The sequence below is a fragment of the Cryobacterium sp. Hz9 genome (genome assembly GCF_004402825.1).
GTDB lineage: Bacteria > Actinomycetota > Actinomycetes > Actinomycetales > Microbacteriaceae > Cryobacterium > Cryobacterium gelidum.
This window is the reverse complement of record NZ_SOFC01000025.1, coordinates 32394-53774: the sequence shown is the minus strand read 5'-3', so window position 1 is coordinate 53774 and position 21381 is coordinate 32394. Positions and strand designations below refer to the sequence as shown.

Annotated in this window: 23 protein-coding genes; 18 read left to right on the top strand and 5 right to left on the bottom strand. The window is 66.4% G+C overall.

All coding sequences use genetic code 11. The annotated features are described in order from the left end of the window. Window positions 1-85: 85 nt before the first annotated feature. Window positions 86-718, top strand: coding sequence for an HNH endonuclease family protein (locus E3N85_RS15590; protein WP_134464813.1), 633 nt, complete (start codon window positions 86-88; stop codon window positions 716-718). Between the two features lie 308 nt (window positions 719-1026). Continuing rightward, complete coding sequence (locus tag E3N85_RS15585) at window positions 1027-1845, top strand: SDR family oxidoreductase (RefSeq protein WP_134464811.1); 819 nt, start codon at window positions 1027-1029, stop codon at window positions 1843-1845. A gap of 66 nt (window positions 1846-1911) precedes the next feature. Here E3N85_RS15585 and E3N85_RS15580 read toward each other — a convergent pair whose 3' ends face one another. Then, on the bottom strand, window positions 1912-3048 hold the full coding sequence (locus E3N85_RS15580) for a glutamate--cysteine ligase (protein ID WP_134464809.1): 1137 nt from the start codon (window positions 3046-3048) through the stop codon (window positions 1912-1914). 214 nt (window positions 3049-3262) lie between these two features. On the opposite strand from E3N85_RS15580, the gene rpsP reads away from it, so the two are divergent. From rpsP to rimM, 3 genes are read left to right on the top strand one after another with little or no spacing between them, the layout of a single operon-like run. Then, window positions 3263-3667, top strand: coding sequence for a 30S ribosomal protein S16 (gene rpsP / locus E3N85_RS15575; protein ID WP_134464807.1), 405 nt, complete (start codon window positions 3263-3265; stop codon window positions 3665-3667). A 3-nt stretch (window positions 3668-3670) separates the two neighbouring features. After that, a complete protein-coding gene (locus E3N85_RS15570; protein WP_134464805.1) occupies window positions 3671-3907 on the top strand; it encodes an RNA-binding protein in 237 nt (78 codons plus the stop codon). After that, a complete protein-coding gene (rimM, locus tag E3N85_RS15565; RefSeq protein WP_134464803.1) occupies window positions 3864-4616 on the top strand; it encodes a ribosome maturation factor RimM in 753 nt (250 codons plus the stop codon). Before E3N85_RS15570 ends, rimM begins: the two co-directional genes overlap by 44 nt. A gap of 85 nt (window positions 4617-4701) precedes the next feature. Here the strand turns inward: rimM and E3N85_RS15560 are convergent, their stop codons facing one another. Genes E3N85_RS15560 through nirB form a run of 3 tightly spaced genes read right to left on the bottom strand, consistent with a single transcriptional unit; the run spans window position 4702 to window position 9414 of the window. Beyond that, complete coding sequence (locus E3N85_RS15560; protein WP_134464801.1) at window positions 4702-5877, bottom strand: uroporphyrinogen-III synthase; 1176 nt, start codon at window positions 5875-5877, stop codon at window positions 4702-4704. An 8-nt stretch (window positions 5878-5885) separates the two neighbouring features. Next, a complete protein-coding gene (gene cobA / locus E3N85_RS15555) occupies window positions 5886-6695 on the bottom strand; it encodes a uroporphyrinogen-III C-methyltransferase (RefSeq protein ID WP_134464799.1) in 810 nt (269 codons plus the stop codon). Window positions 6696-6699: 4 nt separating this feature from the next. Then, window positions 6700-9414, bottom strand: a complete 2715-nt coding sequence (nirB, locus tag E3N85_RS15550) for a nitrite reductase large subunit NirB (protein ID WP_134464797.1) — start codon at window positions 9412-9414, stop codon at window positions 6700-6702. A gap of 218 nt (window positions 9415-9632) precedes the next feature. Here nirB and nirD point away from each other — a divergent pair, with 218 nt between their 5' ends. The 9 genes from nirD (at window position 9633) to E3N85_RS15505 (ending at window position 16226) form a co-directional block, all read left to right on the top strand. Beyond that, on the top strand, window positions 9633-10031 hold the full coding sequence (gene nirD, locus E3N85_RS15545) for a nitrite reductase small subunit NirD (protein ID WP_134464795.1): 399 nt from the start codon (window positions 9633-9635) through the stop codon (window positions 10029-10031). Continuing rightward, complete coding sequence (locus E3N85_RS15540) at window positions 10028-10879, top strand: sirohydrochlorin chelatase (RefSeq protein WP_134464793.1); 852 nt, start codon at window positions 10028-10030, stop codon at window positions 10877-10879. The genes nirD and E3N85_RS15540 overlap by 4 nt, the downstream gene beginning before the upstream one ends. Window positions 10880-10888: 9 nt before the next feature. Next, window positions 10889-11722: a tRNA (guanosine(37)-N1)-methyltransferase TrmD gene (gene trmD / locus E3N85_RS15535; RefSeq protein WP_134464791.1), complete on the top strand. Its 834-nt coding sequence runs from the start codon at window positions 10889-10891 to the stop codon at window positions 11720-11722. A gap of 9 nt (window positions 11723-11731) precedes the next feature. Continuing rightward, a complete protein-coding gene (locus E3N85_RS15530) occupies window positions 11732-12292 on the top strand; it encodes an MFS transporter (RefSeq protein WP_134464789.1) in 561 nt (186 codons plus the stop codon). Window positions 12293-12480: 188 nt separating this feature from the next. Then, window positions 12481-12822: a 50S ribosomal protein L19 gene (gene rplS, locus E3N85_RS15525; protein WP_134464787.1), complete on the top strand. Its 342-nt coding sequence runs from the start codon at window positions 12481-12483 to the stop codon at window positions 12820-12822. Between the two features lie 78 nt (window positions 12823-12900). After that, window positions 12901-13698 carry a signal peptidase I gene (gene lepB / locus E3N85_RS15520; protein ID WP_134464785.1) on the top strand — a complete coding sequence of 266 codons (798 nt, stop codon included), beginning with the start codon at window positions 12901-12903 and terminating at the stop codon, window positions 13696-13698. After that, window positions 13698-14342: a ribonuclease HII gene (locus tag E3N85_RS15515; RefSeq protein ID WP_134464783.1), complete on the top strand. Its 645-nt coding sequence runs from the start codon at window positions 13698-13700 to the stop codon at window positions 14340-14342. The genes lepB and E3N85_RS15515 overlap by 1 nt, the downstream gene beginning before the upstream one ends. Window positions 14343-14354: 12 nt before the next feature. Next, entirely contained in the window at window positions 14355-14678 is a 324-nt protein-coding gene (locus E3N85_RS15510) for a DUF2469 family protein (RefSeq protein WP_022886464.1), read from the top strand. A gap of 75 nt (window positions 14679-14753) precedes the next feature. Further along, window positions 14754-16226 (top strand): glyceraldehyde-3-phosphate dehydrogenase, encoded by a 1473-nt coding sequence (locus E3N85_RS15505; protein WP_134464781.1) that lies wholly within the window; start codon window positions 14754-14756, stop codon window positions 16224-16226. Here the strand turns inward: E3N85_RS15505 and E3N85_RS15500 are convergent. Beyond that, on the bottom strand, window positions 16223-16678 hold the full coding sequence (locus tag E3N85_RS15500; protein WP_134464779.1) for a nitroreductase/quinone reductase family protein: 456 nt from the start codon (window positions 16676-16678) through the stop codon (window positions 16223-16225). The genes E3N85_RS15505 and E3N85_RS15500 overlap by 4 nt on opposite strands. A 39-nt stretch (window positions 16679-16717) precedes the next feature. Here E3N85_RS15500 and E3N85_RS15495 point away from each other — a divergent pair, with 39 nt between their 5' ends. The 4 genes from E3N85_RS15495 (at window position 16718) to dprA (ending at window position 21322) form a co-directional block, all read left to right on the top strand. Next, window positions 16718-17857: an alcohol dehydrogenase catalytic domain-containing protein gene (locus tag E3N85_RS15495; RefSeq protein ID WP_134464777.1), complete on the top strand. Its 1140-nt coding sequence runs from the start codon at window positions 16718-16720 to the stop codon at window positions 17855-17857. Window positions 17858-17991: 134 nt separating this feature from the next. After that, window positions 17992-18348 carry a YraN family protein gene (locus E3N85_RS15490; protein WP_134464775.1) on the top strand — a complete coding sequence of 119 codons (357 nt, stop codon included), beginning with the start codon at window positions 17992-17994 and terminating at the stop codon, window positions 18346-18348. After that, the gene (locus tag E3N85_RS15485) at window positions 18348-19883 is read left to right on the top strand and encodes a YifB family Mg chelatase-like AAA ATPase (RefSeq protein ID WP_134464773.1); all 1536 of its coding nucleotides are present in this window, start codon (window positions 18348-18350) and stop codon (window positions 19881-19883) included. The genes E3N85_RS15490 and E3N85_RS15485 overlap by 1 nt, the downstream gene beginning before the upstream one ends. Further along, the gene (dprA, locus tag E3N85_RS15480; RefSeq protein WP_241978556.1) at window positions 19880-21322 is read left to right on the top strand and encodes a DNA-processing protein DprA; all 1443 of its coding nucleotides are present in this window, start codon (window positions 19880-19882) and stop codon (window positions 21320-21322) included. Before E3N85_RS15485 ends, dprA begins: the two co-directional genes overlap by 4 nt. The last annotated feature ends 59 nt before the right edge of the window (window positions 21323-21381 follow it).

Below are 21381 nucleotides of genomic sequence, written 5' to 3'. Positions count from 1 at the left end.
TGCGGTGCAGACCCGCTACCCGAGAGTATTGAGGCAATCCGATGAATCGATGACTTCTGATTCACGGTCGATCCGAGGAGTCTCGATGACACGTCTGCCCCCCGCCCTGTTACTGATCGGTGCACTTGTCGTTGCGGCGACTCATCTGACGGCCACTCCGGCGTTGGCCTCCCCGCCGGACCCGCCGGCGCTCAGCACGATCAACAGCGAGCTGGCCACGATCGCCACCAAGGCCGAGACGGGTTCGGCCGGGTACTCCCGAGATTTATTTCCGCACTGGTCCACGCAATCCGGTAGCTGCGACACACGAGAGATAGTGCTCCAGCGCGATGGCGTCGACGTCGTGACCAGCTCGACCTGTTCAGCGACCTCGGGAAACTGGTACTCCGTCTATGACGGTGCCTGGAACTACGCGTCGTCGGATGTCGACATCGACCACGTCGTGGCATTGTCTGAGGCTTGGGGGTCCGGAGCGTCGACCTGGACAACGAGCAAGCGTCAACAGTTCGCCAACAGCCTGAGCGACGGTCAGCTCATCGCGGTCACCGACAACGTCAACGCGTCTAAGTCCGATAGGGACGCGGCGGAGTGGCAGCCGCCGCTGGCCTCGTACCACTGCACCTACGCCAAGCATGTTGTGCACGTAAAGTACGGGTGGGGGCTGTCCATGGACTCCGCTGAAAAGGCCGCGATCAAGTCCATGCTGGCAACCTGCTGACGGCCCAGATGATTTCAGCGAATACGACGGTGGCAACGGAGATGGCGATGGTGTAGGGCGCGACGACACCCTAGCGCCGGGCCGGGTCCAGGAACGGGTACGGCACCCATCCGTCGGTTGCCCCGCGGATGGTGACGATCGAGGGCGACGACGCCGGCCCGTCGCCACCGCACCCGGTTGCGTAGTAGGTTCGCCACCGTTAGAGCGATCAGGGCGCGAGAGCGACACCCGACGACCCGTGCAGGCGGGAAGTTTGTGCCCGCGTCGAACGTTATCCGTGTAGGCAATCCATTGAAAGGAACATACCCATGAGCAAGACGTGGTTCATTACTGGCGCGTCCAAGGGCTTCGGCCGCGAGTGGACGGAAGCGGCGCTGGAGCGTGGCGACAGCGTCGCAGGCACCGCACGAAAGCTGGAAACGCTCGATGCTCTCGTTGAGCAATACCCGGATACTTTTTTGCCGATTCGGCTCGACGTCACGGACCGGGATGCGGATTTCGCGGCCGTGCAGAAGGCGGCTAAGCACTTCGGCCGGCTCGATATCGTCGTCAATAACGCTGGGTACGGTCATTTCGGCATGGTCGAGGAATTGACCGAAGACGAGGCTCGAGCGCAAATGGAAACGAACCTGTTCGGCGCGCTCTGGATCACCCAGGCGGCGGTGCCCGTTATGCGTCAGCAGGGTTCGGGTCACATCATCCAGGTGTCGAGCATCGGCGGTATCAGCGCCTTTCCCACGGTCGGTATCTACCATGCGTCGAAGTGGGCGCTCGAGGGCTTCTCACAGTCCCTCTCCCAGGAGGTCGCGGGCTTCGGTATCAACGTGACATTGGTGGAACCCGGTGGCTTCTCGACCGATTGGTCGGGTCCCTCCGCCTCGCGGAGCGAGCAGATGGCGGAGTACGCCGATGTGCGCCAGGCGGCGGCAAATCGTCCCTCCGCAAACGATCCCGGTGACCCGAAGGCCACCCGGGGCGCGATCCTCAAGGTCGTCGATGCCCAGAAGCCGCCACTGCGCATCTTCTTCGGCAAGGCGCCCCTGGGCATCGCGACGAAGGATTACGAGTCACGACTGGCGACGTGGAACGAATGGCAGCCGGTTTCGATCGAGGCGCACGGCAACTGAGTTCTCGGGCCAACGGCCTGAGAGGCCGTGAACGGTGCCCGGTTGTCCTGCCCGTGCCCAACTGCTCTAGCTGCCGAGGCCTTGCGCCAGCTCGTGGCTGAGCGCGGAGACCACGGCTGGCAGGCTCCCGCCGTTGGCGGCGGCGACGGCGAGCTGGCGTTGGTAACTGCCGCCGTCGTCGATGATGCGGTGGAGGCTGAGCAGCTCGGGCAGGCAACCGAGCCGCACCGCGACGGGGGAGAGGATCTCGATGAGGCGACGCACGTCATCGGTCACGAGACATTCGGCGCCGGCCGCACCAAGGATGATCTCGGCGTCGAGCCCGTAACGCGCCGCCCGCCATTTGTTCTCGCGCACGAACCACGGCTGCATGCGCGGTACGTCTTCTCCCGCGTCGAGGCGGGTAGACATCCACTCGACCAGGCATTGGATGAACGCGGCGATCGCCCCGAGCTCCACGGTGGTGGAGACGCTGTCGCAGACGCGCACCTCGATCGTGCCCCAACGTGGGGACGGGCGGATATCCCAGCGCACCTCGGTGACGTCGTCGATGATGCCGGTCACCGCCATGTCATCGACGTAGCGCTCCCACGCCTCCCAGTCGGGCAGATCCCATGGCAGGCCGGCGGTCGGCAGCTGCTGGAACATGAGGGAGCGGTTGCTGGCATAGCCGGTGTCGACGCCGGCCCAATACGGGCTCGAGGCACTCAGCGCCTGCAGGTGGGGAACATAGGTGAGCAGGCCGTTCATGATCGGGATGACCTTGGCCTTGTCTTCGATACCCACGTGCACGTGGATGCCCCAGATCATCATGTTGCGACCCCACCACTGGGTGCGGTCAATGAGCTTGTGGTAACGCGCCTTGTCGGTGACGGTCTGGTCGAACCACTGCGCAAACGGATGCGATCCGCTACAGATCACATCCACGTCACGGCCGGTCAGAACGCGGCGAACCTCGCCGAGCTGGCCGGCGACATCCGCTACCGCGTGGCCCACCGTGTCGTGCACACCGGAAACCAGCTCGACCGTATTGAGCAGCAGTTCACCGGTGATGGTCGGATGGGAGGAGCCGTCGGGACCGCGGAGGGCGTCGAGCACCTGGTCGGCGACCCCGACCAAATCGCCGGTGGTGCGGTCCACCAGGGCGACCTCCCACTCGATGCCCACGGTGGAGCGGGCGGATCGGGCAAATTCGAGTGGCACGGGCGCTCCTTGGATGGGCTGGTGAGAGCCGTTTTGGTCGATTATCACGTTTCGATTAGCACCGGGTGCGCAATCTCTGACAGAATGATTAGTCGCGATCCGTTGTGCCCGACCCTCTATCTCGGTGCAACGTGATCCTATAGAGCTTATGCCGAGTGTGCCCCCACGCTCACGGCCCAAGGTTCGCCAAACACCGAATCAACACTGGAGAATTGTGGCTGTCAAAATCCGTCTGAAGCGCATGGGCAAGATCCGTGCACCGTACTACCGCATTGTCGTTGCCGACGCGCGCACCAAGCGCGACGGTCGTGTCATCGAAGAAATCGGCATCTACCACCCCACGGAGGAGCCCTCGGTCATCGAGGTCAAGTCCGAGCGTGCGCAGTACTGGCTCAGCGTCGGCGCTCAGCCGACCGAGCAGGTCGCTGCCCTCCTCAAGCTCACCGGCGACTGGGGTATCTTCAAGGGCGACAAGAACGCCAAGAACACCGTCAAGGTGAAGGAGCCGAAGGCCGCTTTCGTCGCTGACGAGAAGAAGAAGCCGGTTCTCAAGCCCAAGGCCGAGAAGCCGGTCGTCAAGGCCACCGAGGTTGCTGCCGAAGCAACCGAAGAGGCGTAACTGTTGCTTGCTCCCGCGCTCGAACACCTCGTCAAAGGGATCGTTGATCACCCGGACGATGTGCACGTTGCAGAAAAGAACTCGCCGCGAGGCGAGGTGCTCGAGGTTCGTGTGAACCCCGAGGACCTCGGCCGGGTCATTGGTCGTGCGGGTCGCACCGCCAAGGCCCTGCGCATCCTCGTTGCAGCTCTGGCCGATGGTCGACGCGTTCGCGTCGACGTCGTCGACACCGATTTCTAGATCGGTGGACGATAGCGAGAAGGACCGCACCCAGCAGTTACGGGTGGGGCGCCTGACCAAGGCTCACGGCCTCAAGGGAGCAATCAAGCTCGAATTGTTCACGGATGACCCGGGACGACGTTTCGTTCCGGGCGCCGTGTTCACCCTGCAGGTTCCGACCGGTTCGACCTGGCACGGCAAGACGATCGAACTCGTCGAGCTGCGCTGGTACAACCAGCATGCGGTCGGTTTTTTCAAGGATGTTGTCGACCGCAGCGCGGCAGAAACGCTCGCGAAGGCGATCCTCTGGATCGACGCGGACGTCGCCGAGCAGTCGGATGAAGAAGATGCCTGGTATGACCACCAGCTCATCGGCCTCGCCGTCGTGCGGGACGGTGTGCGCATTGGCACCATCGGTCGCCTCGAACACCTGCCCGCCCAAGACCTGTTGATCGTGAAGACGCCCACCGGCGACGTCATGATCCCGTTCGTGAAGGCGATCGTGCCGAGCGTCGACGTGAAAAACGGCCTGATCACGATCACACCGCCGCCCGGCCTGCTCGAAGAGCTACCGGAAGACGAAGCTGATGTGGACCCTGAAGCGGATGCCGCGGTATCCGCCGCAGAAACCGCCGCAGAAACCGGCGCTGTCGAAACCGGCGCTGTCGAAACCGGCGCCGCAGAAACCGGCGCCGTAGAAACCGGCGCCGTCGAAACCGACCGCATTTAAGGCTCATATCCGTGCCATTGCCGGTGCGCGCCCCTGCCCGATCCGTCGGCCGTATGGGAGCGCACCGGCACGTGTGTGTCGGGAGCTAGACGTTGAGGCGGTAGCCGCGCTTCACCACGGTCGCCACCAGGCCGGGCACGCCGAGCGTTTGCCGCAGCCGGCTGAGTGAAACCTCCATGGCGTGATCGTCGGAGTCGCCGGCCAGCGCGAGGGTGAGGTCGTCGCGGGAGACGACCGCCCCGCGTGCCCGCACGAGCGTGCGCAGAATCGCGAGCGCCGTCGGCGGCAGCTGCACGCGCTCGTCGCCGATCTGCGCGATCGAGCCGCGCAGCTGCACGAGCCCGTTCCGGGTCTCGACCCGTTCGATCATGTTCCGTTCGAGGTGCTCGCAGACCAGCCGGATCAGTGCGCCCATGCGAAACCGGGTCGGCTGAATCGGCGTGATCCCGGCCGCGATCAGCGGGGCGCTGGTCACCGGGCCGACGGCCGCCGCGCAGACCCGCGTCTGCAGCGCCTCGAGCAGCTCGGGATACACCTCCATCCCCTCGGCCGCGGTGAACAGGGCGTGCACGGCCGGCGCGCTCGTGAACGTGACGCAGTCGAGTTGGCGGGCACAGATCGCCTCGACGAGCTTGTAGACACGCTCATCCGTGTCGTCGACGGCGATCCAGCGGTAGGGCGCGACGATGAGCACGCGCTGATGCACGGCGCGCAGCCGGTCGAGCTGCACCTCGTCGGTGGCACCGTGCACCTGAATGCCAATGACGAGCCCGGGTGGATACTCGGTCAGAACCTTGTCGACGAGCGAGGCCGTCGTCTCCGAGTCACTCATGCCGGAGTCAGCCAGCCCGGTCGCGCGAATGCCGCCGCGCGCTTTCGGCCCGCGTACCAGAATGATCGCCTCGGCCAGCGCGTCGGTCAGCTCGGAGCCGATGCCGTCTGCCTCGGCCACCTCGAACCAACGCCGCACGCCGTAGCCGGTGGTGGCGAGCAGAATATCGGGCCGCGCAGCGATCATGGTGCGGGTGTCCTCCAACAGCGGGCTATCCTGCTCGGCGTGCGCGATGCGCAGGGTCGGCGCGTGCATGACACGGGCCCCGCGCCGCTCAAAGGCGTCGATGAGGTCGCTGGAGCGCCGATCGCTCGTGACACCGATACGAAAACCTTCGAGCTGATTCGGCTGCAAGACCGGTGCGGGTAGATCAGACGCGGCGGATTCTGCAGCCCCGGCACCCGAAACCGTACCGCTCCCGTCACTCATTGTCGCCATCAGTCGCTCACCGCGAACGCCGCCGCTCGGGCCACGAGGTCTTCCGCGGCGTCGTCGCCACGAAAAGCCAGGCGCACGACTTCGCCGATCACGAGCACGGCGGGGCTGCGCACTCCAGCCGTGGCGGCATCAGCCAGGACTGCCGACAGTGTGCTCACGGTGGTGCGCTGGGTGGCACTGAATCCGCGCTCGATTATCGCCACGGGAAGGTCGGGGGACATGCCGTGTCGCAGCAAACCCTGGCTCAGCGTGGGCAACGTACCCACGCCCATCAGCACGACGACGGTGCTGCCGAGCAGTTTCAAACCTTCCAGCTCATTTTCGGTGAGCGGCGCGTGGCCGCTGATCACCGTGAAGGCGTGGCTCATGCCGCGGTGGGTCAGCGGAATTCCGGCCGCCGCCGGCACAGCGATCGCACTGGTGACTCCGGAAATGACGGTCACGGCAATGCCATTGCGGTGGCAGGCGAGAACTTCCTCACTGCCGCGCCCGAATACATACGGGTCGCCGCCCTTGAGCCGCACGACCCGCTTGCCGCTCAACGCGTGATCGACCATCAACTGTTCGATGCCGGTCTGTGACACCGGGTGACTCCCGGCGCGCTTACCGACATCGATGAGAGTGGCGTTCGGTGCGAGCGTCGCCAGTTCGTCATTCGGTGCGAGGCGGTCGAACAGCACGATGTCGGCGTGCCGGAGCGCCTCGGTCGCTGCCGCGGTCAGCAGCTCAGCGGCGCCGGGGCCGCCGCCGACGAGGGTGACCTGGCCGGGGGGAACGTGCCCAACTGAGCGGGAACTTTGGCCTGTCATCTGCTTACTCTTTTCGAACGGGAATACGGCTTCCGCTTAGGAGCAGAGTACTCGATGCGGCCCGCTCGGCCGGGGTCGCCGGTCGTATTTGGTCACGCTCCGTAACGAGGGCGATGCTCGGGTCGGGTTCGGTCGGGGCGTTCACGAAGGAGCGAAACCGGCGCAGGCGGTCCGGATCGGCGAGCGTCGCCGCCCACTCGTCTTCATAGTTGTCGACGTGGGCGAGCATGGCCTGTTCGAGGTCCTCGCCGAGGCCGAGCGAATCGTTGATGACGATGTCGTGCACATGCTCGAGGCCGCCGTCCAGATCCTCCATCCAGCGGGCGGTACGCTGCATGCGATCGGCCGTTCGGATGTAGTACATCATGTAGCGGTCGATGTACCTGATCAAGGTTTCTTCGTCGAGGTCGGTCGCGAGCAGCTGCCCGTGCGCGGGCTGGAAGCCACCGTTGCCGCCGACGTACATGTTCCACCCGTTGTCGCTTGCGATGATGCCCACGTCCTTGGCACGGGCTTCGGCGCACTCCCGGGCGCAGCCCGACACCCCGAACTTGAATTTGTGCGGCGCGCGCAGCCCGCGATAACGCAACTCGAGTCGAATCGCGAGGCCGACGGCATCCTGCACGCCGAACCGGCACCAGGTGGACCCCACGCAGGACTTCACGTTGCGTAGCGCCTTGCCGTAGGCCTGGCCCGACTCGAACCCGGCGTCGACCAGGATGCGCCAGATGTCGGGCAGCTGCTCCAGGCGGGCGCCGAACAGGTCGATGCGCTGCCCGCCGGTGATCTTGGTATAGAGGTCGAAGTCGAGCGCGACCTGCGCGATCACGGCCAGTTTGGTCGGCGTGATCTCGCCCCCTGGAATGCGCGGGACGACCGAATAGGTGCCGTCCTTCTGCATGTTGGCCATGGCGCGGTCGTTGGTGTCCTGCAGGGTGCCGCGGCCGGCATCCAGAATGTAGGACGTGTTCTGGCTGGCCAGGATCGAGCCGACGACCGGTTTGCAGACGTCGCAGCCGCGACCGGCGCCGAAGCGGGAGAAGATCTCGTCGCTCGATACCAGCCCGAGCACCCGCACAGAGTCGAACAGCTCCTGACGACTCAATTCGAAGTGCTCGCACAGGGCGTGCGAGACGATGTGACCGGATGCCGTCAGCTCGGCCTCGAGGATCTTCTTGACCAGCGGCACGCACGAACCGCACTGGGTGCCGGCCCGGGTGCAGGTCTTCAGGGCGCCGAGTTCGGTGCAAACGCCACGCGCATTGTCTGCGCTCGTGTCGTCAGCGCGCACGGCCTGTCGCACCGCGCCGGCCGAGACCATGTTGCAGGAGCAGACCAGTGCGTCATCGGGCAGTTCGTCGCCGGCCGGAGCTTCGGCACCGGCCGCCGAGAGGTACGCGGCGGGCTCACTGCGCAGCTGCCGGCCGACCATCGGGCGCAACGCCGAGTAGGGGGTGGCGTCGCCGACGAAGATGCCGCCGAGCAGGGTCTTGGCGTCGTCGGTCATGACGAGCTTCTGGTACAGCCCGCGGGCCGGGTCGGCGAAGACGATTTCGAGCGAGCCCGGCGTGGTCGCCAGGGCGTCGCCGAAGCTGGCCACATCGACGCCGGAGAGTTTGAGTTTGGTGGCATCGTCGACGGTCGTGAACTCCGCCGTGCCGCCGAGCAGCCGGTCGGCGACCACTTCGGCCATGGCATTGGCCGGAGCCACAAGGCCGACGCACCGGTCATTCCAGCTGGCGACTTCGCCGATCGCCCAGATATTCGCATCGCTCGTGCGGCAGTCGTTGCCGATCGTGACGCCGCCGCGGGTGCCAATGGTCAGTCCGGCGGCGCGCGCCAGCTCGTCGCGCGGCGAGATTCCGATCGCGTAGACGACCAGGTCGGCGGCAATTTCCTGGCCGTTGCCGAGCTGCAGGCCGGTCACCGCGGTGTTGTCGTGCGTGGCCAGTATGGTGCGGGCCCGGGTGCCGAGGTGTAGCTCGATGCCCTGAGCGACGATGAGCCGGCCGAGGGCTTGACCGCCGCCCTCGTCGAGCTGGGCCGACATCAGCCAGCCGCCGGAGTGCACAATGGCCGCCTCGGCGCCGAGCGTATGCAGTCCGCCGGCCGCTTCGAGGCCGAGCAGCCCGCCGCCGGCCACCACGACCCGCGGGGTGCGGCCGAGCGAGGCCGTCAGAGCGGTGAGTTCGTCGACGAGGGCGTCGACGTCGTCGAGGGTGCGATACACCCGAATGTGTTCCCGGCCCGGCATCTCTGGCACAGGGGCGCTCGACCCGGTGGCGAGCACGAGGTCGTCATACGCGAGCACGGCACCGGTCGATGTCGTGACGGTGCGTGCGATCGGGTCGATCCGGGTGGCTCGCTCGTGGATGCGCAGCGTGATGCGCTCGCTGTCCCATGGCGCTGTGGGCTCGAGGGTGAGGTCGACCATTCCGGCGAGCCGCTGGCTCAGCGCGACCCGGTCGTAGGGGCGGTGGTTCTCCTCGGTCAGTACGACGATCGACAGGGTGTGTCCGGTGTCACGGGAGTGCAGGGCATCGGTGAGGCGGTGCGCCGCGGGGCCGCCACCGATCACGATGACACGGCGAGGTACCTCAGGAGTGTGCACGTCGGCATCCGGTGGGCTCGTCGATGTGACGGCGTGTGTCGAATCCCCAGCGGCAGCCGTGGGGTCTGGGGCAGAATACGCGGAAGCGGTTTCATTCGAAGCTGGCATCAGCATCCTTTCGAAGCGGGGCAATTGTGAGCGTAGTTCGGGGCAGTTTCCCGCTCGTGTCGCTCGTGTGTCCCGGACTGGTCGAAAGCCCCACAGCGGTGCACCCCCGCTGTGAGGTGAGTTTCACGGCGAAGAAACACAGTGCGTCGCTGGCCGAAATGTGGCCCGCCTACCGTGGGATCAACGCACGAACGCGACAACCCTGGGAGCACACCACCATGACGATGACAACGGCCGAGACTCGCCCCAACGCTTCAGCGACCCGCCCCACCCTGGTCTGGGAGCGCGCCTGCGCCGTGTCCGATCTCGAACCCAGCTGGGGCGAGGCCGCCCTCATTCGCCGGAAGCAGATTGCACTGTTTCTCCTGTCGCCGACCGAGATCTACGCCGTCGACCACCGCGATCCGCACACCGAGGCCAACGTCATGGCCCGTGGCATCGTCGGTTCCAAGGGCGACCGTCCCACCATCGCCTCGCCGCTGCACAAAGAGGTGTACGACCTCGGTACCGGGGAATGCTTCACCAACCCCACGCTCGTGCTGCACACCTATGACACCCGCGTCGTCGGCGGCTACATCGAGGTCGCGGTCGAGACTGGACTACTCGAGGCGGCATGACCCTGCTCGGCGAACGACGTGGTACCGACCCGCACAGCACCTTCGGGCGCGGTGCCGATCGGAGCAACGTCGACGCGCCGAATGATGATCAGAGCGAGCGCCGCAGCGCCGAGAGCTCCACATCGCCGCCCGCCGCTCTCGTCGCTATCTCGCACGGCACCAACTCGGCTGACGGCCAGACCGCCATCGCCGCTCTCGTCGCCGCCGTCGCATCGGCTCGCCCCGATCTCGGAGTGACCGGCGGTTTCGTCGATGTGCAACAACCGGATGTCGCGGCGAGCCTCGGCGCGGTGCGTCCGGATTCCGCCGCGGTCGTGGTGCCCCTGTTGCTCTCCGCCGGGTATCACGTACACGTCGACCTGCAGCGTGAGACCCGGGCGCACACCCGCGAGACGACCGTCTCCCGGGCCCTCGGCCCCGACGACCGACTCCTCGACGTACTCGAGCATCGCCTGCGCGCGGCCGGCTTCGATAAGCGGGCACCCGGCCAGGAGATCGTGCTCGCCGCCGCCGGCTCCAGTGACGAACGCGCGGTTCTGGACTGCCGCACGGTCGGTGCCCGGCTCGAACAACGCCTGGGTATTCGTGTCACCGTGGGCTTTCTTTCCGCCGCCACACCTCGGCTGTCCTGTGCCGTGACCCGTGCCCGACTTCGCAGCCAGCACGTGGCCGTGAGTACCTATCTCATGGCACCCGGATTCTTCTTCGACCTCACCCGCGCCCAGAGCGTGGGCGCCGAACTGGTCACCGCCCCGCTGCTGGTGCCGGGGGAAGCGGCCCCTGCGCCGTTGGTCGAATTGGTCGTCGACCGCTACCTCGAGGCGAAAGAGCACGCCGGACTCTTCTAGAATTTGACCATGCGCATCGACATCGTCACCATTTTTCCCGAATTCTTCGATGTGCTCGATCTGTCGCTGCTCGGCAAGGCCCGCCAGAGCGGATTGATCGAGTTAGGCGTGCACAACCTGCGCGACCACACCCATGACCGGCACCACTCGGTCGACGACACCCCCTATGGTGGCGGCGCCGGCATGGTCATGAAGCCCGAGCCGTGGGGAGACGCCCTCGATTCCATCCTCGGCGACGGCGACGGCGACGGCGCTCGCACGACAGACGGCGCCGACACGACAGACGGCGCCGACACGACAGACGGTGCCGGCACGACAGACTGCGGCGTAACGCACGAAGACGGCCCCATCCTCATCTTTCCCTCGCCGGCCGGCGACCAGTTCAGCCAGGCGATGGCCCGCGAATTATCGCTCGAGAAGCACCTCGTCTTCGGGTGTGGCCGCTACGAGGGTATCGACCAGCGCGTCGTCGACCACTATGAGGCCCGCGGCCGGGTACGGCTGGTCAGCCTCGGCGACTACGTACTCAACGGGGGAGAGGTCGCCGTGATGGCCATGATCGAAGCGATCGGCCGACTCATTCCCGGCGTCGTCGGCAACCCGGAGAGCCTCGTCGAGGAGTCCCATGAAGACGGACTGCTCGAATACCCCAGTTACACCAAGCCGGCCAGCTGGCGCGGGCTCGACGTGCCACCGGTGTTGCTCAGCGGTAACCACGGGGCCATCAGTACCTGGCGTCGCCAGCAGCAGATCGAACGCACCGAACGGGTGCGTCCCGACCTTGTGACACCGCACCTTCTGCCTCCAGCGAACGCCAAGACCACTACCAGCCCTCGTCGATAAACTACAGTCGTGATCATCCGCCGCGCCTTTTACCATTGGCAGTTCATTGCCGCCGGAGCCCTGCCGCTCTGGCTCCTCGTCGGGTCGTCGATCTTCGGATCGGGCGGCTGGGCCGTGCTAGGCATCTTCTTCGGAGCCGTGCTCATCGGCCTCGGGTTGCTCCTCGTTGCACTCGTCGTCTATGCGCGCAAAGAAGTACGCGAAGCCCGGGCCGTCTCCTACGCCGACGTCGGCGTGCTGGCCCTCTGGCACGTGCTCATCGTCGCCATTCCGTTTTCCACGGATGCCGCTGGCTGGCTGAGCGTGCTCGTCATCATCGGCGGGTTCGCCGTGTTCTGGTTCACCGTCTGGGAGCTGGTCGATTCCGCCAAGCGGCGCATGCGCGCGATGGTCGACCTGGTGGAGCAGACGGCACGGGGGCAGGCCGCTCCGGGCAGGCCACAGCAGCCCCTGCCTAACCAGACCCTGCCGAAGCAGACCCTGCCCAACCAGACCCGACCGGCACCGAGATTTGGCCGAACCGGCACCCCCGAGGTCATCGTCGTCGAAGAAAAACGCGATCGTCCCTAGCCGATTGATCTAGCCGGACTGACCCCACTTTGCGACGGGACCGAGTTCATGGCAGAATAGGCGATTGTGCCGCTGCAGGACTCTGCCACAGGGGAACCTGCACCGAGCGGCGCACATCCCCATACTGATTGCTTCGAATGAAGCACCTAGCGTAGTCGACCTGTGGCGGGTACAGAGAGCGAAACAACATGCATATTCTCGACGCGGTAGACGCCCCATCGCTGAAGCAGGATCTTCCTGACTTCCGTGCCGGCGACACCGTCAAGGTTCACGTCAACATCATTGAGGGAACCCGCTCTCGTATCCAGGTCTTCCAGGGAGTCGTCATCGGCCGCTCCGGCGAAGGCGTGCGCGAAACGTTCTGCGTTCGCAAGGTCAGCTTTCAGATCGGCGTCGAGCGCACCTTCCCGGTGCACTCCCCGGTCATCGACCACATCGAGATCGTGACCCGCGGCGATGTCCGTCGCGCCAAGCTGTACTACCTGCGCGACCTGCGTGGCAAGAAGGCCAAGATCAAGGAAAAGCGCTAACTTTCGCGTCAACTGAGATCCAACCGGATCTTCCTGAGCTCCCCATCACTTACACTGATGGGGAGCTCAGGCGGTTTAATGACAGATGAAGTGCTCGCCTCCAGGTCCGATCGTCGGGTGTCAGAGTCGAAGAAGTTCCGAAGCAAGACGACACGCAGAAAGAAGGCGAGCAGTAAACAGCGCAGCATCCTGCTGTTCGTTCGTGACCTCCTCATCATTTTCGTGGTCGCGCTCCTCATCTCGTTCATGATTAAAACCTTCTTGATCCGTTCGTTCTACATCCCCTCCGGGTCGATGGAGAACACCCTGCAGGTCGACGACCGCATCATCGTGAACCAGCTCGAACCCGAGCTGATCCCGATCACCCGCGGCGACGTCATCGTCTTCAAAGATCCAGGTGGCTGGCTGCTGCCCCAGGCTGAGATCGTACAAAACCCGATCGTTGCCGGAGCCGACTGGCTGCTCTCGGTGGTTGGCTTGTCTGCTCCCGACAGCAACGACCACCTCATCAAACGAGTCATCGGGCTGCCCGGAGATCACGTTGTCTGCTGCAACACCCTCGGCCAGATGAGCATCAACGGTGTTCCACTCGACGAGTCGGCCTACGTGCTTCTGCCGGCCGGGGAGACCAAGGTCTCCAAGGACGCCTTCGACGTCACCATCCCGGCCGACTCGCTCTGGATGATGGGCGACAACCGCTACAACTCCAAGGACTCCCGCTACAACGGCGACACGGCCGGCAAGGGCTACGTGCCGATCGAGAACGTCGTCGGTCGTGCGCTCGTCGTGAGCTGGCCGCTCGCCAACTGGTCCTGGCTCGACGACTACCCCGACGTGTTCCGCGAGGTGGAACACGCCGACAAGGGCGACCAATAGTGACGGTGTCCGACCCCACCCTCGAGGTGGAGTTCGATCTGCTCCGCACCGGCGCCAGTTTTGTGATCGGCTGTGATGAGGTGGGCCGCGGTGCCCTCGCCGGGCCGGTGGCCGTGGGCTTCGCCGCGGTGAACAGCTCCGTTCTGCCCATACCGGCGGGACTGCGCGACTCGAAGATGCTCAGCGAACCGCGCCGGGAACTGATCGCACCCCTCGCCGCCGCCTGGGCGACGTACTCGGCCGTCGGCCTCGCCTCGGCCGCCGAGGTCGATGAACTTGGAATCATCGCCTGCCTCGGGCTTGCCGGCAAGCGTGCACTGGCCGAGCTGTACACGCAGGGCGTTGATGTCGCTGGCAGCATCGTGCTGCTGGACGGCAGCGACGACTGGCTCAACAAGGCGCTGACCACCCCCTTGAACGTGGTGACCCGCATCAAAGCGGACCGCGATTGCGGGTCGGTGGCGGCGGCATCCGTCATCGCGAAGGTACACCGCGACCGCCTCATGATCGACGCGCACGACGAAGCGCCCGGCTACGGCTGGGCGTCGAACAAAGGCTACGGCAGCGCCGCCCACATGAGCGCCATCGACCTGCTCGGACCGAACCCCCTACACCGCAAATCGTGGCTCAAAATCTCAGCGTAAGATGAGACCACCATGGAAGAAGACGAATTCGAGGACTACGACCGTGAGGTCGAGTTGGCCCTGTACCGGGAATATCGAGACGTGGTTGGCCAGTTCCAGTACGTCGTCGAAACCGAACGACGCTTCTACCTCGCGAACGAGGTCGAGTTGGTGCGTCGCGACACGGAACACGACTTCTACTTCGAATTGACCATGAAGGACGTCTGGGTCTGGGACGTCTACCGCTCCGACCGATTCGTGAAATCGGTGCGCGTGCTGACCTTCAAAGACGTCAACGTGGAAGAGCTCGCCTCCAAGGACTTCGAACTCCCCAAGGAACTTGCGCTCGACGAATAAGGAATGACTCCGGGGCCCTGGGTGGCCGGACTTGTGTGGCCACACTGACTAATGAAGGTTTAGGAAGGCAACCCTGTGATCCAGGACGCTGATCGTGCCCGTGCAACGTGGAGCAAGCGCGAGGCTCTCGCCGAGGCGATGATCCCCCTGATCGGGCGCCTGTACCGGGAGAACACGGTTGTGACGAGTGTCTACGGGCGCGGACTGGTCAACAAGTCGGTCGTCGGTTTGGTCAAGGCACACCGTTTCGCCCGACACATAGCGGATGTCGAGCTACCGCTCGACGAGACCCTTCCGATTCTGCAGGCCCTTGACCGACTCAACCTCGGTGCCGCTTCGATCGACCTCGCCCGCCTGGCCCTCGGGTTTCGCGAGCAGAACGACCGCGTCACCCTCGAGGGCTACCTGCGCGCCGAACTCGCCGATGTCGTCGGTCAGCACGGTCGGGAAGAGCGCACCAGCACGGACGTTGTGCTCTATGGTTTCGGCCGCATCGGCCGGCTGCTCGCGCGCATCCTGATCGAACACGCTGGCGGCGGCCAGGGTCTGCGCCTGCGCGCAATAGTCGTGCGTCGCGGTTCTGCCAACGACCTGGTCAAGCGTGCCAGCCTGCTGCGCCGCGACTCGGTGCACGGCCCGTTCGACGGCACGATCACCATCGACGAGGAGAACAACACCATCCTCGCCAACGGCACGCTCATTCAGGTGATCTACTCCGGTGACCCGGCCAGCGTCGACTACACGCAGTACGGCATCCACGACGCCATCGTCGTCGATAACACCGGCAAGTGGCGCGACGAAGAGGGGCTGTCCCAGCACCTGACGTGCCCCGGCGTCGCCCGGGTGCTCCTGACCGCGCCGGGTAAGGGCGCACTCAAGAACATCGTGCACGGCATCAACCACGCCGATATTCTCGCGAGTGACCGCATCATCACCGCGGCGTCGTGCACCACGAACGCGATCACGCCGGTGCTCAAGGCCATCAATGACCGCTACGGCATCATCGACGGCCACGTCGAGACGGTGCACTCGTTCACCAACGACCAGAACCTCATCGATAACTTTCACTCTGGCGATCGCCGAGGCCGCTCGGCTGCGCTGAACATGGTCATCACCGAGACCGGCGCGGCCAAGGCCGTCGCCAAGGCCCTGCCCGAGCTGGCTGGCAAGCTCACCGGCAACGCGATCCGCGTTCCCACCCCCGACGTGTCGATGGCCATCCTCAACCTCAACCTCGCCAGCACGACCGACAAGGATGAGCTCAACACCTACCTCCGCACCATGTCGCTGCACTCCTCTCTGCACCGCCAGATTGACTTCATCGACTCGCCCGAGGTGGTCTCCAGTGACTTCCTCGGCTCGCGTCGTGCCGGCATCGTCGACGGTCTCGCCACCATCGTCACCGACCGGAAGGCCGTGCTCTACGTTTGGTATGACAACGAATACGGCTACAGCTGCCAGGTCATTCGGGTGCTCGAAGAGATGTCAGGGGTGCACGCGCCGCTCTTCCCGACCATTCTCACCGAAACGCTCGAGCCGGTCGCCTAACGGTCGTTCGTCAAACGCGGCTCGCAGATAACCACCGGAATCGCACGCTCGGTCTTGCCCTGGTAAGTGCCGTATCCCGGGTAGGCGGCGACAATGCGCGGCCACAGCGCAGCCTTCTCAACGGATGAAGCGGCGCGAGCCCGAAACGGTCGCGTCACCCCGCGAATGGTCAGCTCCACGTCGGGCTGCGCCACCAGGTTGAGATACCAGAACGGATGCCGGTCGTCGCCGCCCTTAGAGGCTACGAGCACGTACCGGCCGTCCTCGTGCACGGGCGCCGTCAGCATCGTCGACCGACGCTTCCCGGTAGTCCGGCCGGTCGTGTGCAGTTCGACCGTCTGCATGGTGCGGATGGTCCAGCCGAGGCGTCCGCCCGACAGGCCCAGCACCATCCGGTGCACGCCATTCATCGTTCGCATGCCAAGGTCGGTCACCCGGTCGCGCATTTTCATACGCTCAGCGTACGCCTTAGTGGGCGTTAGGTTGGAAGAATGACTCCAGCAACGATGCTCAGTACGATTCTTCGCCAAGCCGGCTCCACGCGCCCCTACGCCGACAGCCGCCCGCTCTCGCTCGAGCAGATTCCGGTGCCTGCGCCCCGCGCCGGCGAGGTGCTCGTGCGCATCGAACGCGCGAGTCTGTGCCATTCCGACCTCTCGGTCATTGATGGCTCGCGCATTCGGCCCCTGCCGATGGCGCTCGGCCACGAGGCCGCCGGCACCGTGACGGCGCTCGGCGACGGCGTCGACGATCTGGCGGTGGGCGACCGCGTCGTGCTGGTCTTCGTGCCGAGTTGCGGCGGCTGCCGGGCCTGCTTGGCCGGGCGCCCTGCACTCTGCCACCGTGGCGCCGAGGCTAATGGAACCGGCGACCTGCTGCACGGCCCGGCCGTGTTGGCGAGCGCTACGGGGGAGCGTATCAACCACCATCTGGGTGTCTCGGCGTTCTCGCAGTACGCGGTCGTCGCCCGGGAATCGGTCGTCGCGATCGACCAGGATGTTCCCTTCGACGTCGCCGCCATGTTCGGCTGCGCGGCCCTCACCGGCATCGGCGCCGTGCTCAACACCGGCGCCCTCGCGCCCGGTCAGTCGGTGATCGTGTTCGGACTCGGCGCGGTCGGCTTGATGGCTGTCATGGCCGCCGCCCAGGTCGCCGGAACGACCGTCATGGCGATCGATCCGCTGCCGGAGAAGCAGACGCTGGCCCTGCGCTGCGGCGCCCACCACGCCGGATCACCCGACCAGGCGGCCGAGCTCGTACGGCTGCACGCGGGCGACGGCGTCGACCTCGCCATCGAGGCCGTCGGCAGCGCCCGCGTAATGGAGGCAAGCCTCGCGCTGCTCACCCGAGGCGGCGCCCTCGTCTCGGTCGGTCTGCCGCACCCCGAACAGACCATCACCACTCCGGCGCTGCAGTTCGCCGGACTCGGCCGGCGGCTGCTTGGCTCGTACATGGGCGACTCCGTGCCGAGCCGTGACATTCCCCGCTACCTTCAGCTGTGGCGCGATGGCCGGTTGCCGGTTGAGCTGCTCCACACCGACACCCGGCCGCTCACCGACCTCAACGAGAGCCTCGACGCGCTCGTCGCGGGCGAGGTCGTGCGCCGACTGTTCGTAATGCACGCTTCGTAGTCTCCTCCGCTCCTCCGCTCCTCCGCTCCTCCTCCTCCTCCTCCACAATCACCGCGCTGCGGCACTGTGCACCAAGCGGGCCGCGCCCCGGTCACCGGTCACCGGAACGGTCAAGCTGGTGGTCGGAGGCACTCGTGGCGCGTAAAGATGAACTCGGCAAACTCGGCGAAGAGCAAGCGGCGCGCTTTCTTCAGGGCGCCGGATACACGATCCTGACCCGCAACTGGCGGTGCGCCGAGGGGGAGATCGACCTCGTCGTACAGCGGGGCGTCGCGGTCGTCTTCGTCGAGGTGAAGACGCGCAGCAGCCTGAGTTTCGGGCATCCGTTTGAGGCCATCACCGTGACGAAGCTTGCCCGGATGCGCCGCCTCGCCGTGGCCTGGTGCGTGCAGGCGGAGCGGTGGCCGCGCCAGATCCGGCTCGACGTCATCGCGGTGATTGCCCCGACCGGCCGCGAACCGGTCATCGAACACCTCCGTGGCGTGTTCTGATGGGCATCGCCCGCACGCACGCCGTGGCCATGCTCGGCCTGACCGGCGCGCTCGTCGAGGTCGAGGCCGACATCTCGGCGCAACTGCCCGGCATGATCTTGATCGGACTGCCCGATGCGGCCCTCGCGCAGGCAACCCAGCGGGTGCGGGCCGCGGCCGCCAACAGTGGATGCCCGCTCACCGTTCACCGCCTCACCATCAACCTGTCGCCGGCCGCGTTGCCCAAACACGGCGCCGGCTTCGACCTCGCGATCGCGCTGGCCTGCCTCGCCGCCGACAGCACCGTGGCACCCGGGTCGGTAGAACAGGTCGTGCACTTCGGTGAACTCGCCCTGGACGGCCGGCTCCGGCCGATTCCGGGCATCCTTCCGGGGGTGATGACCGCCGCCCGTCTCGGGCACACGACGGTGATGGTGCCGATCGGCAATGAGGCCGAGGCCCGACTCGTGCCCGACATACGGGTGATCGGCGTGGCGTCGCTGCGGGATGCGGCGATCTGGCACGGTGCCGCGCTTGCGCCGATATCGGTCGAGCCGATTCTGGCCACAGCCCTGTCGGGCAGCCCGGCCGCCGAACCCGACCTGGCCGATGTGATCGGCAATGACGATGCCATTCTGGCTCTGCAGATCGCCGCAGCCGGAGGGCACCATGTGTTTCTCCTGGGCCCACCCGGGGCGGGCAAGACGATGCTCGCCGCGCGCCTGCCCGGCCTGCTGCCCGACCTCGACCCGGCCAGCTCCCTCGAGGTGAGCTCACTGCGCTCACTCAGCGGCCTCGGACTGGGCGGCACCCTGATCACCCGGCCACCGTGGGAGGCGCCACACCACACCGCGACCGCTGCCGCCATGGTCGGTGGGGGCAACGGTCAGATTCGCCCGGGGGCCGCGTCGCAAGCCTCGCACGGCGTTCTGTTCCTCGACGAGGCCCCCGAATTCGCATCCCCGGTGCTCGACGCCCTGCGCCAGCCGCTCGAATCCGGCTGGATCAGCATTCACCGAGCCAATGCCGTCGCGCATTTTCCCGCCCGGTTCCAACTGGTCATGGCGGCCAACCCGTGCCCCTGCGGGCAGTATGGGGCGGGCGACCTCAGCTGCACCTGCCCGCCGAACGCGCGCCGCCGCTACCTCGCCCGCATCTCCGGTCCGCTCCTGGACCGCATCGACATTCAGCTCAACGTCAAGCGCATCACCACCGCCCAGCTGCGCCTCGCCGCCGGCACGCAGCGGGTCACGAGCCCCCGTGCCCGGGAGCTGGTGGTCGCCGCCCGAGCCGCGGCGGCCGAGCGGCTCGGCAGCACACCCTGGACCCTGAACTCCCAGGTTCCGGGTCCGTGGCTACGCGGTGCGGCGGTGCGACTGGCCCCCCGCACCACCGCAGGCCTCGATCGAGCCCTGGAACGCGGCGGAATCACCATGCGCGGCTACGACCGGGTGCTGCGCATCGCCTGGACCCTCGCCGACTACGACGGCCTCTCCATCCCCGGCCCCGACCAGGTCGGCCAGGCGCTCTTTCTACGCAAAGGAATGACATCATGATGCTGTTCGGTCTCGACGAGTCCCGGGTCAGAGCGCTCGCCGCCGGCGTGCGCGGTGTGCCGCGCACCGGCCAATCACCCGCAGACGGTGGCCCCGATTCCGACGAGATAGCAGCGTTCGACCGGCCCCGGAGCGCCGTAACCGATACAGCGGCCGACGACGACGGCACCGTTCACGATACGCCCGTTGACGACAGAGCAGCGCCCAGCGACGTGTTTGCCCGCGCCGCCTGGTCGGGCATCACCGAACCCGGCGACGGGACGGCCGGGTTGCTCGTGGCGAGCCTCGGTGCGAGCGTCGCGCTGACCGCCATTCTCGAATCGTGGAGTCCGGTGCGGCTCGGCGCGCTCGTGCGCGACGTGCTCGCAGGCGATGAGCAGGGCGGGCCCGATGTGGTCTTTGCTGCTAGCCCCAGCCCCGATGTCACCGAAGCGGATGCCGACACCAGCGCCGAACTGGAACAGGCCCTCGACCTGGGACTGCAACGCTGGCGGCCGCGGCTCAGCTCCGGCGACGTCATCCGCTCGCTGCAGCAAGCAGCCCGCTTGCAGGCTCGGTTGCTGCTGGCCACGGATGCCCTGTGGCCGCCCTCGCTCAACGACCTCGAGCTGCATGCGCCGCTCGCGTTGTGGTGGCGCGGCGTGCCCGGTGCCCTCGCCGCGCTGCCCAACTCGATCGCGCTGGTTGGGGCCCGGGCGGCCACCGGGTACGGTGAGCACATTGCCATGGAAGCCTCGGCCGGGCTGGTGGACCGCGGATTCGCCGTCGTCTCCGGTGCCGCCTACGGCATCGACGGGATGGCGCACAGGGCCGCACTGGCCAGTAATGGAATCACCGTGGCTTTCCTCGCCGGGGGAGTCGACCGGTTCTACCCGAGTGGCCACGACTCCCTGCTCACCCGCATCGTGGCCTCCGGAGCAGTGGTATCGGAGCTGCCCTGCGGGGCAGCACCGACAAAATGGCGCTTTTTGCAAAGAAACAGGTTGATCGCCGCGGCGAGTGCGGCCACGGTCGTGCTCGAAGCCGGCTGGCGGTCGGGCTCGCTCAACACGGCCGGCCACGCCTCGGCGCTGGGTCGGCCACTCGGCGCCGTGCCGGGGCCGATCACGAGCCCGACCTCGGCCGGCTGCCATCGTCTTATTCGGGAATTTGCCGCGATCTGCGTGACCAACCCGACCGAGATGGCCGAGCTCGTCGGCGAACGAATGATTCAGGGGCCACTGGATTTTCCCGACACCGACGAGGGCCCGGGCCCGATACCGCGCACGAGCGACCAGGTCCGCGTGTTCGACGCGCTCAGCGGTCGGTCTCCGCGCACGGTAGCCGATCTGGCGCGGCGCGCAGGGCTGTCGAGTGCGGCCGTGCGCGGCGCCCTCGGCGGCCTCGATCTCGACGGGGCAGCCCAGGAACGAGAGGCCGGCTGGGTGCGCCGGCTCTAGGAGGCAGGCTGGAGCTCCGGTGGTGGTCGGGTCGCGGCTGTGGGCGGTCCGATGCGGGT